Annotated in this window: 18 protein-coding genes; 12 read left to right on the top strand and 6 right to left on the bottom strand. The window is 67.5% G+C overall.

Annotated features, from left to right (window positions below; genetic code table 11):
* The first annotated feature begins 200 nt into the window (after window positions 1–200).
* The 8 genes from ACS5NL_RS17195 (at window position 201) to ACS5NL_RS17230 (ending at window position 4305) form a co-directional block, all read left to right on the top strand.
* A complete protein-coding gene (locus tag ACS5NL_RS17195) occupies window positions 201–509 on the top strand; it encodes a nucleotidyltransferase family protein (RefSeq protein ID WP_439355115.1) in 309 nt (102 codons plus the stop codon).
* Complete coding sequence (locus ACS5NL_RS17200; protein WP_439355116.1) at window positions 499–846, top strand: HepT-like ribonuclease domain-containing protein; 348 nt, start codon at window positions 499–501, stop codon at window positions 844–846. Before ACS5NL_RS17195 ends, ACS5NL_RS17200 begins: the two co-directional genes overlap by 11 nt.
* A 97-nt stretch (window positions 847–943) precedes the next feature.
* Window positions 944–1456 carry a helix-turn-helix domain-containing protein gene (locus tag ACS5NL_RS17205; RefSeq protein ID WP_439355117.1) on the top strand — a complete coding sequence of 171 codons (513 nt, stop codon included), beginning with the start codon at window positions 944–946 and terminating at the stop codon, window positions 1454–1456.
* Window positions 1449–2159 (top strand): nucleotidyl transferase AbiEii/AbiGii toxin family protein, encoded by a 711-nt coding sequence (locus ACS5NL_RS17210; protein ID WP_439355118.1) that lies wholly within the window; start codon window positions 1449–1451, stop codon window positions 2157–2159. Before ACS5NL_RS17205 ends, ACS5NL_RS17210 begins: the two co-directional genes overlap by 8 nt.
* An 18-nt stretch (window positions 2160–2177) precedes the next feature.
* Entirely contained in the window at window positions 2178–2333 is a 156-nt protein-coding gene (locus ACS5NL_RS17215; RefSeq protein WP_439355119.1) for a hypothetical protein, read from the top strand.
* Entirely contained in the window at window positions 2330–2992 is a 663-nt protein-coding gene (locus ACS5NL_RS17220; RefSeq protein ID WP_439355120.1) for a nucleotidyltransferase domain-containing protein, read from the top strand. Before ACS5NL_RS17215 ends, ACS5NL_RS17220 begins: the two co-directional genes overlap by 4 nt.
* Window positions 2970–3386, top strand: a complete 417-nt coding sequence (locus tag ACS5NL_RS17225) for a hypothetical protein (protein WP_439355121.1) — start codon at window positions 2970–2972, stop codon at window positions 3384–3386. The genes ACS5NL_RS17220 and ACS5NL_RS17225 overlap by 23 nt, the downstream gene beginning before the upstream one ends.
* Window positions 3387–3444: 58 nt before the next feature.
* Window positions 3445–4305, top strand: a complete 861-nt coding sequence (locus tag ACS5NL_RS17230) for a restriction endonuclease (RefSeq protein WP_439355122.1) — start codon at window positions 3445–3447, stop codon at window positions 4303–4305.
* Window positions 4306–4360: 55 nt separating this feature from the next.
* Here the strand turns inward: ACS5NL_RS17230 and ACS5NL_RS17235 are convergent, their stop codons facing one another.
* Both ACS5NL_RS17235 and ACS5NL_RS17240 read right to left on the bottom strand, forming a co-directional pair.
* Window positions 4361–5266 (bottom strand): DUF3014 domain-containing protein, encoded by a 906-nt coding sequence (locus tag ACS5NL_RS17235; RefSeq protein WP_439355123.1) that lies wholly within the window; start codon window positions 5264–5266, stop codon window positions 4361–4363.
* A gap of 61 nt (window positions 5267–5327) precedes the next feature.
* On the bottom strand, window positions 5328–7079 hold the full coding sequence (locus ACS5NL_RS17240; protein ID WP_439355124.1) for a T6SS phospholipase effector Tle1-like catalytic domain-containing protein: 1752 nt from the start codon (window positions 7077–7079) through the stop codon (window positions 5328–5330).
* Between the two features lie 130 nt (window positions 7080–7209).
* Between ACS5NL_RS17240 and ACS5NL_RS17245 the strand changes: the two genes are divergently transcribed.
* Window positions 7210–7533, top strand: coding sequence for a hypothetical protein (locus ACS5NL_RS17245; RefSeq protein WP_439355125.1), 324 nt, complete (start codon window positions 7210–7212; stop codon window positions 7531–7533).
* A gap of 1 nt (window position 7534) precedes the next feature.
* Here ACS5NL_RS17245 and ACS5NL_RS17250 read toward each other — a convergent pair whose 3' ends face one another.
* From ACS5NL_RS17250 to ACS5NL_RS17265, 4 genes are all read right to left on the bottom strand, one after another.
* Complete coding sequence (locus ACS5NL_RS17250) at window positions 7535–8422, bottom strand: XVIPCD domain-containing protein (RefSeq protein ID WP_439355126.1); 888 nt, start codon at window positions 8420–8422, stop codon at window positions 7535–7537.
* 38 nt (window positions 8423–8460) lie between these two features.
* Entirely contained in the window at window positions 8461–8790 is a 330-nt protein-coding gene (locus ACS5NL_RS17255) for a hypothetical protein (protein WP_439355127.1), read from the bottom strand.
* 267 nt (window positions 8791–9057) lie between these two features.
* Window positions 9058–9900 carry a glutathione-dependent disulfide-bond oxidoreductase gene (gene yghU, locus ACS5NL_RS17260; RefSeq protein WP_439355128.1) on the bottom strand — a complete coding sequence of 281 codons (843 nt, stop codon included), beginning with the start codon at window positions 9898–9900 and terminating at the stop codon, window positions 9058–9060.
* 37 nt (window positions 9901–9937) lie between these two features.
* Window positions 9938–10903, bottom strand: coding sequence for a chemotaxis protein (locus ACS5NL_RS17265; protein ID WP_439355129.1), 966 nt, complete (start codon window positions 10901–10903; stop codon window positions 9938–9940).
* 160 nt (window positions 10904–11063) lie between these two features.
* Between ACS5NL_RS17265 and ACS5NL_RS17270 the strand changes: the two genes are divergently transcribed.
* The 3 genes from ACS5NL_RS17270 (at window position 11064) to ACS5NL_RS17280 (ending at window position 14009) form a co-directional block, all read left to right on the top strand.
* Window positions 11064–12017 (top strand): hypothetical protein, encoded by a 954-nt coding sequence (locus ACS5NL_RS17270; protein WP_439355130.1) that lies wholly within the window; start codon window positions 11064–11066, stop codon window positions 12015–12017.
* Between the two features lie 203 nt (window positions 12018–12220).
* A complete protein-coding gene (locus tag ACS5NL_RS17275; protein WP_439355131.1) occupies window positions 12221–13063 on the top strand; it encodes a hypothetical protein in 843 nt (280 codons plus the stop codon).
* Between the two features lies 1 nt (window position 13064).
* A complete protein-coding gene (locus ACS5NL_RS17280) occupies window positions 13065–14009 on the top strand; it encodes a hypothetical protein (protein WP_439355132.1) in 945 nt (314 codons plus the stop codon).
* Window positions 14010–14011 lie beyond the last annotated feature (2 nt).

Raw genomic sequence — 14011 nt, forward strand, 5'->3', positions numbered from 1 at the left:
CCGAAAACGGGCGGTGCAAACGCAGAAACTGCGTTGAATTCGCTGATTCCGAGTCGCGCTGTTTCATGTCGTGGCAAGCCGCCCGCTATCGGCTGGCGCTAAACGTGTTTTGAACACCATCCTGAGCGGCATGATGCACCAACTCGCAGGGGTTGCAGCAGCACTCGCTGTCAACGGTGCCCATCGGTACACTCGCGCCCATGCACCCCGCCATCGCCCAACACCGCGCCTCCATCGCGGCCATCTGCCAGCGCTACGGCATCTGCCGGCTGGAGGTGTTTGGCTCGGCCGCGCGGGGCGACGACTTCGTTCCTGAGAGCAGCGATGCAGACTTTCTGGTGGAGTTTGCAGCGGGCACGCAGCCCGACCTGCACAGCTTCTACGGCGCCAAGGCCGAGCTGGAGCAGTTGCTGGGCCGGGGTGTGGACCTGGTGGAGCCGGGCGCGGTGCGCAACCCCTACGTGCTGGCCAGCATCAACCGCCACCGCGAGCCTGTGTATGCAGCGTGACCCGCGCGCCTTCCTGTGGGATGTGCGCGAGGCGGCGCAGGCGATCCAGTCGTTCACGGCGGGTCTGGACGTGAAGGCCTACGTGGGCAACGAGATGGTGCAAGCGGCGGTGGAGCGCAAGTTCGAGGTGATCGGCGAGGCGCTCAACCAGCTGGCGAAGCTGGATACAGCAATGGCCGCCCGCATCCCGGACGTGCCGCAGATCGTGGCATTTCGCAACCAGCTGATCCATGGCTACGCAACGGTCAACCCGGACACGGTGTGGAACATCGCGCAGAACGCGCTGCCGGGGCTGCTGGCAGCGGTGCAACAGTTGCTGGACGAGTCGGGGGCTTGAGCCTCTGTGCCTGCACCTCGATCAGAAACGCCTTTGCAGGCAGTAAAGTGTTTCTCATACTTGACAATATAGCCATATTGAACAGAATGAGAAACAAATGCCAGCCAAACCACCCCTTCCAACCACCCAAAGCACCGCCCAGCTGCAAGCCTTGGGCACGCAGCTTCGCGCACGCCGCAAGGCCTTGCGGGTGAACAGCACCGCGGCAGCGGAGGCCGCGGGCATGTCGCGGGTGACGCTGCATCGCATCGAGAAGGGGGAGCCTTCGGTGGCGGCCGGCGCCTGGGCCAACGCCGTGGCGGCGCTGGGCATGTCGCTGGTGGCGCTCAACGCCGAGGACGTCCACGCCACGCGCCCCGAAAGTGCCAACGGGCCGGATCTGCCCAACTGGATACCCGTGCGGGTGCGCCTGGCGGACTATCCGCAGCTCAAGGCACTGGCCTGGCAGGTGCACGGCACCGACGTGCTCACGCCCGTCGAGGCGCTGGGCATTTACGAGCGCAACGCGCGACATCTGGATACGGAAGCCATGTCGGCTGCTGAGCAAGCGCTGCTGCAGGCCTTGCGCACGGGCCTCCGGAGCGCGACTTCGGATACGACCGATGTTTGAGCGCCCGCACCACCAGCGCATTGCGCATGTGCTGGCCGCGCTGGACGGCGAAGCGTTGCGCCAGCACGGCTGCCTGTTCGGCGGGGGCACCTGCATCGCTCTGCGCCACGGCGAGTACCGCGAATCGGTGGACATCGACTTTCTGGTGTCGGACGCAGCGGGTTACCGGGAACTGCGCCAGTTGCTCTCCGGGCCAACCGGGCTCAACGCGGTGGTGCGGCCCGGAGCGCAGCCATTGACCATGCTGCGCGAAGTGCGTGCCGATCAGTACGGCATGCGCACGGTGGTGCAGATGGACGGTCAAGCGATCAAGTTTGAAATCGTCCGCGAGGCCCGGTTCGCTCTGGAGGCGCCCGGCCCGGACGATGTGGTGTGCGGCATCGGCACGCTGACGCGGCTCGACCTGGCGACCTCCAAACTGCTGGCCAACTCAGACCGCCAGGCAGACGATGGCGTGTTCAGCCGCGATGTGATCGACCTGGCGATGATGGACATGCGCCTGCCTTTGTTGAGAGCGGCGCTGAGCAAGGCCGAGCAGGCATACGGGCCCGCCGTTGCGCGCGATCTGACCAAGGCGATAGACCGCCTGCAAGAACGCCAGGGCTGGCTGGAGCGGTGCATGCAGGCGATGGCCATGGCGATGCCAAAGGCTGTGCTCTGGCAAAAGGTCCGCACCCTGCGCAGGGTGTTGAACGCTGGCTGAGGCGTGGTCTGCCAGAACTTGTTTGTTGTCGGTCACAGGGCGATCACCGCCGTCTCGCTGTGGGCCAGCCTGTTCATTGCGGTGCTGAGCCTGGTGCTGGGCGCGTTCGTGCTGGGCGGCACGCCCGACTTCCAGATCCAGACCAGCCCGGCGCCGGGGTCGGTGTGGCTTTGAAAACCTATTTGGGTATGATTGAACCCAATATGGGTACATTCATCGCTCCCGCTTCATCCTCCGCCGCCGACGCCCTCTTCCCCAAGGTTCGCCAGCGTGTGCTGGCCGTGCTGTTCGGCGCGCCGGACCGCAGCTTCTACACGAACGAGGTGATCGGCCTGGCGCAGTCGGGGGCGGGCGCGGTGCAGCGCGAGCTGGCCGATCTGGCCGGGGCGGGTTTGCTCACCGTGCGCAGGCAGGGCAACCAGAAGCACTTTCAGGCCAACGCTGCGTCGCCAATCTATGCCGAGTTGCGTGGGCTGGTGCTCAAGACGATGGGGCTGGCCGATGTGTTGCGGGCCGCGCTGGCGCCGCTGGCGCCGCAGATCGAGCGGGCCTTCGTGTTCGGCTCCATCGCCCGGCAGCAGGACACGGCGGCCAGCGATGTGGACCTGCTGGTGGTGAGCGACACGCTGGGCTATGGCGACGTGTTTGGCGCGCTGGAAAGCGCCAGCCGGGCGCTGGGCCGCCCGATCAACCCTGCCCTCTACACCGCGGCCGATTTCCGTGCCCGGCTGCAGGGCGACAATGCGTTCATCAATCGCGTGATGCAACAGCCAAAGATATGGCTGATCGGCCAGGAGGAATCACCGCAACATGAGCCCGACCAACCCACTTGAAAACCTGAGCCGCGCAGGCGGCGCCCTGAAGCCGGAACCGCCCGACGCGGCAGAGATCGCCGGCTTGCTGCGCACCGGTCGCGCGAGGCTGGCAGACGCAGGCAACGCTTCGCTGGCGCTGGAGAGCCGCTTCGACCTTGCCTACAACGCGGCCCACGCCTTGTGCCTCGCCGCACTGCGCGCCAAGGGATTTCGCGCCGCCAACCGCTACATCGTCTTCCAAGTGCTGCCACACACGCTGGGGCTGGGGCCGGAGGTCTGGCGCGTGCTGAACCTATGCCACAACAAACGCAACCTCGGCGAGTACGAAGGCTTGCTGGAGGTGGACGAGCGGCTGGTGAAGGATCTGATCTTGGCGGCGCAGAAGGTGGCGGATGCGCTCGGGGCTGCGTGACCGGGGTCGGGGTCGGCGCTCAACGCAACACCGCTCCGAACAGTTGCTGGAAGCGGGCTTGACCGTTCTGGTCATCGGCATTGCACTCTGGGTGGCGCCGGTGTTCCTCAACGGGAACCCGATCTTCAGCGGTGTTGCCCAAGGCTTGCGGATACCGGCCCAGTTGCTGATCGGCATTGGCGTGCTGCTGCTGGCGATCTACGCGCTGGTCAGGAAAGCCGCTGAACCGAACGAAGAGGCTCCGGCCTCTCTCCGCACCACCGCACCGCGGCGCAGCCACAGCGCCACCGAGCGCAAAGAGCCAGTCATGGCGCCGCTTCCCGTCAAGCAGCAGCCTTCGCTGACCTCATGGAACGACGACGTGCTGGCGAAGGTCGAGTGGCGCCGCTTCGAGGCGCTGGTCGAGGCGCTGTTTGCACAGGCCGGTTTCGAGACGCGCAGCCAGTCGCACGGCGCCGACGGCGGCGTCGATATCTGGCTGCATTCGAAGAACGCTGAGGGGCCGGTGGCGGTGGTGCAGTGCAAGCACTGGCAGGGCAAACAGGTCGGCGTGCGCGAGATGCGCGAGTTCCTGGGCGTGATGGTGTCGCACGGCCTCCGGCGCGGCACCTACGCAACCTCATCGACCTACACCGGAGACGCCCTCGCATTCGCCAAGGCCAACGGCATCAACGCACAGGACGGCAGCGGCCTGTTGCGCATGATCCGCAGCCGCTCGCCCGCGCAACAGGCCGCGCTGCTGGCGATCGCGACCGAGGGCGAATACTGGCGCCCGACCTGCGCGAGCTGCGGCGTGAAGATGGAGGAGCGCACGCCGAAGAGCGGCGGCGCGGCGTTCTGGGGTTGCGCGAACTTTCCGGGGTGTCGGGCGACGTTGCCGATGCGGTCCGTGGAAGCAGTCAAAACCGGGACGAGGTGACACGCATCCAGTGGCCGGCACCAGTGTTCACCAGCGAAACGACCGCACCCTTCGCCTACTTCTTCACCAGTTGCCGGCGGATGTCGGCCAGCTTGGCCTGCAGGCGGCGCTGGTTGTCCGCGCCGACGCGCAGCAGGATCTTGCGGCCGGCCGACAGCGACTGCAGCTGCGGGTCGACAAACTCGTAACGCACCCAGGGCCGCAGCGACGGCACAGAGCCCTTCACATCGACCAGTTGCACGGCGGGCGCCTGCGCGGGCACGGGTGTGTCGATCAGGTGGTCCATCACCTGGATCAGCCGGTCGTTGAAATAGCGCCCCGGGAAACCCAACTCTTCGTACGCCTGCTGGAACAGCGGGTAGAGGTCGCGGTACAGCCCGACCGCCTGCGCGGTATCCACCGACTCGATCAGGCTGACCAGCGGCTGGTAGCGCCGGCTGTTGTCGGGGTGGATGGTCTCGGTGCCATCGGCACCGTTGCGCAGCGTGGTGAAGCGCTGGGGCACGGGGTTGACGGGCCAGACAGCGACGGGCGCCTGCGCCCGCGCGAGGTTGTCCACGGTGGCGACCGCATGGGCCACGAAGCGGTCGGGCTGCAGGTAGGTGAGCGCGTTCCTGCTGCCGATCAGGCGCTCAAGCAACTTCTTCACGTAGGGGCCGGCGTCGGCCAGCGCAGGCATGGCTTCTTTGTCGCCCTGGGCTTTGTCGGTGGGCCCGGTGGCGTCAATGGGGTGTTCGACAGCGGGCGGCACCTCGGCGGCGGCGGGCGCTGGCGGTGGTGCCTCGGCGGCCGGAGCAGCGACCACCGGCGCCTCTGCCGGGGCGGGCACCGGCTGGTAGTGCCGCCAGCCGAAGTAGCCAGCCACGGCCACCAGCGCAAGCACGATCGCCGCCCAGACCCTGGCGGAAGAGCGGGAAGGTTCGGGGGGACGGTAGTCGTCGTGGTCCAGCGCTGGTTCCATGGCCTCGTCTTCACCGGTGTGGGGAGGGGCTGCCCATCCTACGCGCCCAGTGGGCAGGGGTCTACCCGCGGCGCCCCGCCCTGCCCGGCCACAGGGTGAGCCAGATCACCCCCACCAGACCGATCCACTTCAGCAACGCGAGCAGCGCCATCAGCGCGCCCGTGAAGGCCGCGATGAAGAAGTATTCGCTGTGGGTCAGGCTGATGGTCAGCCAGGTGAAGAGGTCTTCGCCCACGTCGGCAAACACCATCAGCGGCAGCGCCCAGCCCAGGCGGTTGAGCCAGCGCGACACCGGTTGCCCCACCCGCCGCAGGCCGGCGCCCCGGGCAAATCCGGCCACGCAGAAGCGCGACAGCACCTGCGCGTAGGCCAGGATCAGCCCCAGATCCCAGAGCAGCGACCAGCGCGGCGAACCGAACTGGTTCACCTGCTGCAAGCCGGTGATCAGGCCTTCCCACACGTGGCCGTCCTGCACGGCCGCCAGACCGTCGCGGAACCACAGCATCTGCCAATGCACGAAGTCCAGGTTGGTGGCCAGGAACCGCGGGTAACTCGACAGCACCTGGCGCAGGTCCGACCAGAAACTCTCCTGCGCGTAGTACTCGCCCTTGAGCAGCATCTGCCCGATGCCGCCGTACAACAGCAGGAACGCCAGGCACCACGCGATCGTGGCGAGCCAGGGCCGAGGGTAGGCCCAGTCCGTGTCTTTGGGGTAGGCGACCGACAGGGCCTGCACGCTGGGGTGCTCCTGGGCGGGGATGGTCTGCAGGCCTCCGGCGCCGTCCTCGACCAGCCCGGGCGAGCGCACCGCCATGCCGGTGACGGCCCACAAGGGCGTGCGGTAGAGCTCGCTGTGGGCCACGGGCGGCAGCGGCTTGGCGCCGGGCTGGTCCGCGTACAGCGCCTGCAGCACCTGCTGGTCCGTGAGGGGTCGGCCATCGGCCCCGTAGAGGTGCAGGCCGCAGCGGACCGCTTCGCCGACGAGCCACCCCATGGCCTGATCGGCGAGGGCCAGTTTGTCGGGCACATAGCCGCCGCCCACGTCGCAATGGGCGCCGGAGAACCAGAGCTGCTTGAGTGAAACGGGCAGGCCCTGGTCGGAGCGGTATTCGCCGTTGGGATCGACGTACTGCCGGGGGGCGAACTGGGCCCGGTACTCGTCCAGCGCCAGCGCCTGCCGGACGTTGAGAAAACGCTTGCCGCCGACGTCCGCCCGCGCGGTGAACTGCTTGGAGAACGGCGGCATGCCCACCGACGCCACCGTGTCCCAGACGCCCACGAAGTGGATGTTGACGTGTTGCGCGTGAGCCCCGGCGAACAGCTGGGTGGTCTGCCGGGCGATGCGCCGGGCGTGGTCGCCGCCGCCACCACGGTCCGAGAAGTAGATGTGCAGCAGCGACGGCACCATCGAGACCATGTGGGGCTGCAGGATGCCGAACATGTTGACCAGCCCCGCCACGCTGCGGGCGGTGAAGGCCCCGCGGGAGAAGCCGAAGATGTAGAGCTCGTCGCCGGCCCGGTAGTGCGCCATCAGGAACTGGTAGCACTCGGCCATGTTCTCGTACACACCACGGCCGAAGGCCAGGCCCGCCAGTCGCTCGCCGTACCGGTTGACGCTGTCCCAGAGCGTGGCCCCGGGCAGTTCGCCCGGGTTGCCGACGCCGGGGTCGTAGAACACCAGCTGACGGTCGTCGCCATGGCTCCTGAGCAACTGGCACAGCCGCACCACGTTGGTGTCGCTCTCGCCGCCGGTGAGGTTGTTGTTGGTCCCGTCGCAGCAGAGGATGATCTGGCGTGGAGTCGATTCGCTCATGGGTCGCTCCTTCAAGCAGTGGGGCATCCAGTGTGGGCGCGCGGGCCTGCGGACACTTCCTCCGTCGGGGGGAGGTTCCACGCCGCGGCCCCTACACTGCGTTGCATCTCCGCGCGCCCCTGTCCGAAGCATGCCCCGTCTCCACCACCACGTCTACGTGATCGAGCTGCACCCGGATGTGCTGCAGGAACGCAAGTTCCGCCAGTGCAACCCGGGTTATGTCGACGGCAGGCCTTGTGTGTATGTGGGCATGACGGGGCTGGACCCGGATGTGCGCTTCGACAAGCACAAGGCCGGCATCCAGTCCAACGCCTACGTGATGAAGTACGGGTTGCGCCTGCTGCCGGACCTGTACGAGGGTTTCAACCCGATGACCTACAAGGCCGCGCAGGAACGCGAGGTCGAGATCGGCATCGACCTGCGCTCGGCGGGGTTCGGGGTGTGGCAGGCCTAGCTCAGCCCAGCTGCATCGCTGGCGCCTCGACCTGGGGCGCGGCCCGGGTTTCGGTGGCAGGCTGAGACGCCGTCCGCGCATCGGCCATGGCCAGCGCGGCTTCGGACTCCTGCACCGGAGTGTTCGCGGCCTCGCGCGCGTCCACCGCGCCTTCCTTGAGCCCATAACTGTCGGCCTGGGCGAAGCGGATCTCGCCGCCGCCGGCCTTGAGGTGCGTGATGCCGGTCAGGCCGTCGTCCCGCGCCTGCTGCGCGACGGCCGCGACGGTGTTGTCCATGCCCTGGTCCCAGGGCAGCCCGTGCTGCTCGGCCAGCCGCCTCACGTGCTGGTCGCTGTCCTGCAGCAGCTGGCGGGACGTGTCCGACAGGTCGGCGCGCGCGCCCAGCGAACTGCAGCTTTTGGCAGGCGGTGGGGTGGTCGGGCTCATGGGGCTGGTCCGGTCCTTTTCTTCGAGGCGATGGATGCTGTCGCCAAGCTGGCGCGGCGTCTCTGTCCACAGCACGCCCGGGTCGTCGGCATTCAGGTGCACGCCGGTGACCGCTTCCACGGTGTCGCGCGCCCACGAAGAACAATTGTTGGTGTAGCCCCAGGTTTCGTTGGTCTTGAGCAGGCCATCGAGCCTGGTGGCCTGTTCGGGGGTCAACCGGTAATAGCGGCTGGCGGCGGGGGTGTCGCCGTCTTCCATGCTCGTTCGGATGTCGCTGCCGCTGCCGTTGTCTTCGACCCGCGGGTGTCCATCCGGCCAGAGTCCGTAGTTGGTGGTCTTGCCGTCGCGCGTGACCGAGATCCAGGCGTGACCGGCGTCGAACCCGTAGGCCTGGCCTGTTTCAGGGTCGATCTGGCCTTTGCGGACGTTGCTGTGCACGCCCAGGATGACGTCGTCTGCCATGGTGTTGCCCTCCCCAGAGCTGCTGAGTGATGTGCGGCTCAGCGCGACACCGGCAGTTCTTCCTGCACGTCGCCCTGCCCCTGTACGACCACCTTCTCGCCCTTGTAGGGGAGGACCACCATGTAGGTGAACTTGTCGGCGGCGTCCGGCGCGGGCTGCGCCGGACTCATGGCGCTGCAGCTCTCGGTAACCAGGCAGCTCTTAAGCGTGACCCACAGGGTCTTGCCGTCGCTGCGGTGGTCGGCGCCGACGTATTTCTTGGCGCTGGAGACCAGCGGCCGGAAGCTCAATTGGGCCTGCTCGTTGCCCACGGATCGAAGCTGGATGTTCCAGGCGCTGACAAGCGACGGCGAAGCGGTTGCGTTCATGGCATTCCTGACGGAGGTGGTGCCGGAACAGGCGGTTCCGGAGAGGACGAGAAGACCGGCGGACAGGCCGGCGAGCCAAGGTCGGCGCGTGTGCGGGGATCGGGGTGTGGTCACGAACTACCTCCTGGATGCGAACCGTGGAAGGAACGAGGGAGGCCGCACACGGACCACGATGCACGTGAGGTCAAGGACCGTGCGCACTGGCGCTCCCTAAATGCATTTTTTGCGGAGTATAGGCCGCCGGACAGCCGGCTCCGCCCGGGAGGCTCAGTGCCGCTCGGGCACCTGGTCGGCTTCGTCGCCCCACACGCGGTTTATGCGGCGCCCGCGCTTGACGGCCGGGCGCTCGCCGATGGCTTTGGCCCAGCGCCGCACATGCGTGTATTCGTGCACCGAGAGGAATTCGCCCGCGCTGTAGAGCTTGCCCTCGACCAGCCAGCCGTACCAGGGATAGATGGCGATGTCGGCGATCGTGTATTCATCGCCAGCCATGTGCGTGTGCGTGGCGAGGTGGCGGTCGAGCACGTCGAGCTGGCGCTTGGTCTCCATCGCGAAGCGGTTGATTGGGTACTCGAACTTCTCGGGCGCGTAGGCGTAGAAGTGTCCGAAGCCGCCGCCGAGGTATGGCGCGGAGCCCATCTGCCAGAACAGCCAGTTGAGCGTCTCGGTGCGCGCGGCGTGCTCCCTGGGCAGCAAGGCGCCGAACTTCTCGGCCAGGTACAGCAGGATGGCGCCGGACTCGAACACGCGCGTGGGCGGCTCGGTGCTGCGGTCGAGCAGGGCCGGGATCTTGGAGTTGGGGTTGACGTCGACGAAGCCGCTGGAGAACTGGTCGCCGTCGTTGATCCTGATGAGCCAGGCGTCGTACTCGGCACCGGCGTGGCCGAGTTCGAGCAACTCTTCGAGCATCACCGTGACCTTCACGCCGTTGGGCGTGCCCATCGAGTAGAGCTGCAGCGGGTGCTTCCCGACCGGCAACTCCTTGTCGTGCGTGGGGCCCGCAATGGGGCGGTTGATGTTGGCGAATTTGCCACCGCTGGCCTGGTCCCAGGCCCAGACGGCGGGCGGGGTGTAAGGGGCGGTCTTGGAGGAGGTGTGGTCGTCGCTCATCGCCGCATGGTATTGCAGCGGCGGGCGGCGCGCCGGGTCAGTGGCGAATGACCTGGCGCAGCGAGGCGGCCAGCTCGGAGGCCATGAACTTGGCGACGTAGGCGTCGGCACCCACGGTGTGCACGTGGGCTTCGTTGGTGGTGCCGGTCAGAGAGGAATGGATGACCACCGGGATCGACTTGAAGCGCGGGTCCTGCTTGATGTTGCGGGTGAGCGTGAAGCCGTCCATCACCGGCATCTCCAGGTCGGTCAGCACCACGGCCACCTTGTCTTTTGCCGTCTTGCCCTCGGCCTGGGCCTCGGCTTCGATGGTCTGCAGGCGGTCCCAGGCTTCCTGCCCGGTCTTGGTCATGACGTAGGGCGCGCCCATGGCGCTGAGTCCCTGCTCGATCATCAGGCGCGCGACGGGTGAATCGTCGGCGGCCAGCACGATGGTGCCCTGGGGCAGCACGACCGCGCCGCCCGCGTCCTCCAGCGAGGTTTCTTCCCTGGTGCCGGGCATGACGTTGCGCAGGATCTGCTCCACGTCGAGCACCTGCACCAGCTTGCAGTTTTCGGTGTCGCCGTTGAGCTTGGCGATGCTGGTCACGAGGTCGCCGCCATTGCCTTCGGCGGCCAGCACGTCGCTCCAGTCCAGCCGCACAATCTCGTCGACTTCTTCCACCGCGAAGGCCTGGGTGGTGCGCGCGTATTCGGTCACCATGAGGATGTTGTGCCCGCGCCGGGGCGTGCAGCCGACCATGGCCGGCAGGTCGATCACCGGAATGATCTGGCCACGGATGTTGGCGACGCCGAGCACCTGCGGCGGGGCGTTGGCGATGCCCGTGATCTTGGGCATGACCAGGATTTCGCGCACCTTGAAGACGTTGATGCCGAACAGTTCGCGGCGCTCGCTGTCGGGCGCCTCGCCGAGACGGAACAGCATCAGCTCGAACTGGTTGTTGCTGGTGAGCTGGGTACGCTCGTTGACGTCGTGCAGCGCGCTGCTCAGGCTCGTGGACATGGTGGCTCCGGTGGGGTGGCTTGCAGCAGGATATGGGGAGCCGGTGCACCGCAAAGCACCGGTAATGGGCACGAACACCGCCCAGTTCTCCGGCTCACGGGGCTGCACGGGGCAGAAGGCCGGCCGACCCGCCTGGCCTGTGAATTGCTTGGCGTCCCGCATGAAGACCTTCATCCGCATTGCCGAAGTCTGGACGCCGACCGAAGATGGTGCGTCGCTGGTGTTGTCGAGCGGTCTGTTTCCGGGGGCCTCGGCCTTCGAGGCGATCACGCGGCAAATGATCTTCGCCCGGGGAGAAGGTTTGCCGGGCCGCGCCTGGGAAGCGGGCCACCCGCTGATGATGCGCGAGCTCTCGGGCGGCTACTTCCAGCGTGCCGCCGCGGCCAGGGCCATCGATCTGAGCTGCGCCGTGGCCTGCCCGGTGTACCGGGGCGATGTGCTGCAGTGTGTGGTGGTGCTGCTGATGGGAGGTCCGGCGTCGTCGGTGGGCTCGGTGGAGCTGTGGCAGCACGACCCGCGCCTGTCGTCGGACATGACGCTGGTGGAGGGGTACTTCGGCACCGGCCCGGCGGCGGCACAGCTGGAGGCGCTCACGCGCGACGGCTGGCTGCCCCGCGGCGCCGGCGCGCCGGGGCTGGCCTGGCAGAAGGAAGAGGCCGTGTGCATTCCCGACATCGCCACCTCCAAACATTTCCTGCGCAAGGAAGCGGCCCTGAACGCGGGCATCGGCAGGGCGCTGGCCCTGCCCTGCAGCGTGCGTGGCACGGGCACCTGGGTGCTCGCGATGCTGTCGTCTCCGGTCACGCCGATCACGCTGCGGGTGGAGATCTGGACCGCACCGGCCGGCCAGGGCGACACCCTGGTGCGCAGCTCGGGCTACTGCGAAGGTGCGGGCCCGCTGTCCACCGGGACCGCCACCGCGCACAAGCTTGAGGCATTGGGGGCCATCGGCGACGCCTGGCGCACTGCCGTGGCACAGGCCAGCCAATCGCTGCCCACCGCCGGCACGGCGGCCGAGCAGAGCGGGCTCACGGCATCGGGCGCGCAGTCGGTGCTGGCGCTGCCGGTGCTGGTCAACGACGCCGTCTCCGAGGTCGTGGCGCTCTACTTCTGAGCCTGATCACCTGAGCACCGGGTCGCACCGACACATCCGGTTGCACCCCCCTCCCTCTGACGGGGGAGCGCATCCCCCCACGGGGGATGGGAGCCTGAAGAGCGCGGGCGTACATCTCACGCACCGGCCAGCATCCGCGCTGTCCGGCCGCCCGCAGGACCGCCGCACGGCCTGTCTCTTCAACGCATTCCGAGAGGTGACCCATGGCTTTCACCGACAGTTGCGACGTCTTCGCGTCCTTTCACGAAGACGGCTTCAACCGCATCATCGAACACGTGCGACGGCAGCGACCTTCGCTCTTCAACTACGCGACCGCCGATGTCGCGCGCAACGAGCGGATGCTGTGCCGCAAGATTGGCGTGCACCCGGTGGTCGACCTGCGGAACAACCCGCACGTCACGATCGCAGACCCGCTGCCGATCCCGGGCACGAACTACGGCGTGAACTTCGCGGTGCAGCTGGCCGACCTGCAGATCGACTTCCACCCGGGCAAGTCGGTGGCGCTGCCGCCGGAGCTCAACCCGCCCCTGAAGGAGCAGCGCCTGGCGATCAAGCTCGGCGTGTGCGGCGGCATCGGCTGCCCCGACAAGGAGCAGCTCGACCGCCTGATCCCGCCGCCGAAGGTGCCGGGCCGCAACACGGAAGGCAAGGACCCGCGCGGGCCGATCGTCGCCCTGCCCACGCGCAAGCTGCACTGCTTCTGCCTGGAGGCGTACGTGACCGGAGGCATCCGCATCGCGACCTACGGCGGCAAGCCCTACCTGGAGCCGTTCCTCGACGGCTTCGAGATCGTCGACATCCAGCCCGAGGGTCTGGAGAACAGCCTGGAGTGCTACATCGGCGTGCTGCTGCGGCTGGTGGTGCTGCCCGGCCTGCGCATCCTGCTGGAACGCGCACCGCTGAACCTGACGCAGGGCGCCACCGACCTGTTCCCCCAGCCGACCAACGTCACGCTGTCGGCCACGCCGGTTTCGGCCGCGGTGCCGAACAACCCGGCGATCGAGGACGACCAGCTCAAGGTATTCATCAAGGCGGAGGTGAACTGACATGGCACACATGACCATTGCGGCGTCGGAACAGACCTTTCAGGCCCTGTTCGCGGCCCTGCGCGACAACTTCAAACTCAGTCTCGCCGACAGCGGCGACTTCGGACCGTTCAGCGCGTCCTACGCCGTCAAGGCGCACCTGGAAGGCGGCAGCGTCGACCTGCGTGCCGACAACACGGTGCAGATCAAGGAGCTGGACATCAAGTGGGACCAGCTGGACCTCTCGCTGGGCATCGACATCCCCGAGATCTGCGTCGGCGGCTTCTGCATCATCCCCAACCCCTTCGGCGGCTGCATCCTGCGTGCGCCACGGCTGTGCGCCTTCAGCGCCGACCCGGACATCAGCCTGACGCTGCCGCTGGGCGGCCTGATCACGTCCGAGATCTCGGTGACCGGCTCGCTGCTGACGCGCTACGCGACCAATCCCGCGCGGCCGGCGGGCATGAACGACTGGGACGCGCAGGACGCCACGCCTTCGCTGGCCAGCCACTGGCAGCTGTTCGTCGATCCGCAGTTCGTCGACGTCGACATCTTCGACATCGCCGACATCGTGGGCGACCTGCTGGAGAACGCGGTCAACGCCGCGATCGACAACCTGCTGGGCTTCCTGCCGGGCTGGGCGCGCAGCCTGCTCAAGGCGCTGCTGGGCCCGGTGATCGACCTGATCCGCGCGGTGCTGGACATCGCGGACGACATCCAGGAATGGATCTCGGACCTGCTGAACGTCAGCTTCGGCCTGCTGGACCTCGTGCTGCAATTCGTGGCCGACTACTTCGCGGCGCAAACGCCCATCCACCAGATCGAGGACCCGTTCCCGATCCTCGAGGCCACGGCCAACCCGAACCCGGGCGCCCCCTCGCAGCTCATCCCGGTCAAGATCCCGATTCGCGACCTGCGGGTGTTCAACAACGACGTCGAGATGGTCCTGGAAGCCAATGTGGGGTGATG

The sequence above is a fragment of the Hydrogenophaga sedimenti genome (assembly GCF_051857515.1).
In the GTDB taxonomy this organism is placed as follows: domain Bacteria; phylum Pseudomonadota; class Gammaproteobacteria; order Burkholderiales; family Burkholderiaceae_C; genus Hydrogenophaga.

Coding starts and splice junctions, on each gene's coding strand:
- ACS5NL_RS17240 (WP_439355124.1), bottom strand. CDS start 7,079: ATGAGCGAATCGACTCCACGCCAGATCATCCTCTGCTGCGACGGGACC.
- ACS5NL_RS17265 (WP_439355129.1), bottom strand. CDS start 10,903: ATGTCCACGAGCCTGAGCAGCGCGCTGCACGACGTCAACGAGCGTACC.
- ACS5NL_RS17255 (WP_439355127.1), bottom strand. CDS start 8,790: ATGAACGCAACCGCTTCGCCGTCGCTTGTCAGCGCCTGGAACATCCAG.
- yghU (WP_439355128.1), bottom strand. CDS start 9,900: ATGAGCGACGACCACACCTCCTCCAAGACCGCCCCTTACACCCCGCCC.
- ACS5NL_RS17280 (WP_439355132.1), top strand. CDS start 13,065: ATGGCACACATGACCATTGCGGCGTCGGAACAGACCTTTCAGGCCCTG.
- ACS5NL_RS17205 (WP_439355117.1), top strand. CDS start 944: ATGCCAGCCAAACCACCCCTTCCAACCACCCAAAGCACCGCCCAGCTG.
- ACS5NL_RS17245 (WP_439355125.1), top strand. CDS start 7,210: ATGCCCCGTCTCCACCACCACGTCTACGTGATCGAGCTGCACCCGGAT.
- ACS5NL_RS17275 (WP_439355131.1), top strand. CDS start 12,221: ATGGCTTTCACCGACAGTTGCGACGTCTTCGCGTCCTTTCACGAAGAC.
- ACS5NL_RS17195 (WP_439355115.1), top strand. CDS start 201: ATGCACCCCGCCATCGCCCAACACCGCGCCTCCATCGCGGCCATCTGC.
- ACS5NL_RS17210 (WP_439355118.1), top strand. CDS start 1,449: ATGTTTGAGCGCCCGCACCACCAGCGCATTGCGCATGTGCTGGCCGCG.
- ACS5NL_RS17200 (WP_439355116.1), top strand. CDS start 499: ATGCAGCGTGACCCGCGCGCCTTCCTGTGGGATGTGCGCGAGGCGGCG.
- ACS5NL_RS17250 (WP_439355126.1), bottom strand. CDS start 8,422: ATGGCAGACGACGTCATCCTGGGCGTGCACAGCAACGTCCGCAAAGGC.
- ACS5NL_RS17225 (WP_439355121.1), top strand. CDS start 2,970: ATGAGCCCGACCAACCCACTTGAAAACCTGAGCCGCGCAGGCGGCGCC.
- ACS5NL_RS17235 (WP_439355123.1), bottom strand. CDS start 5,266: ATGGAACCAGCGCTGGACCACGACGACTACCGTCCCCCCGAACCTTCC.
- ACS5NL_RS17270 (WP_439355130.1), top strand. CDS start 11,064: ATGAAGACCTTCATCCGCATTGCCGAAGTCTGGACGCCGACCGAAGAT.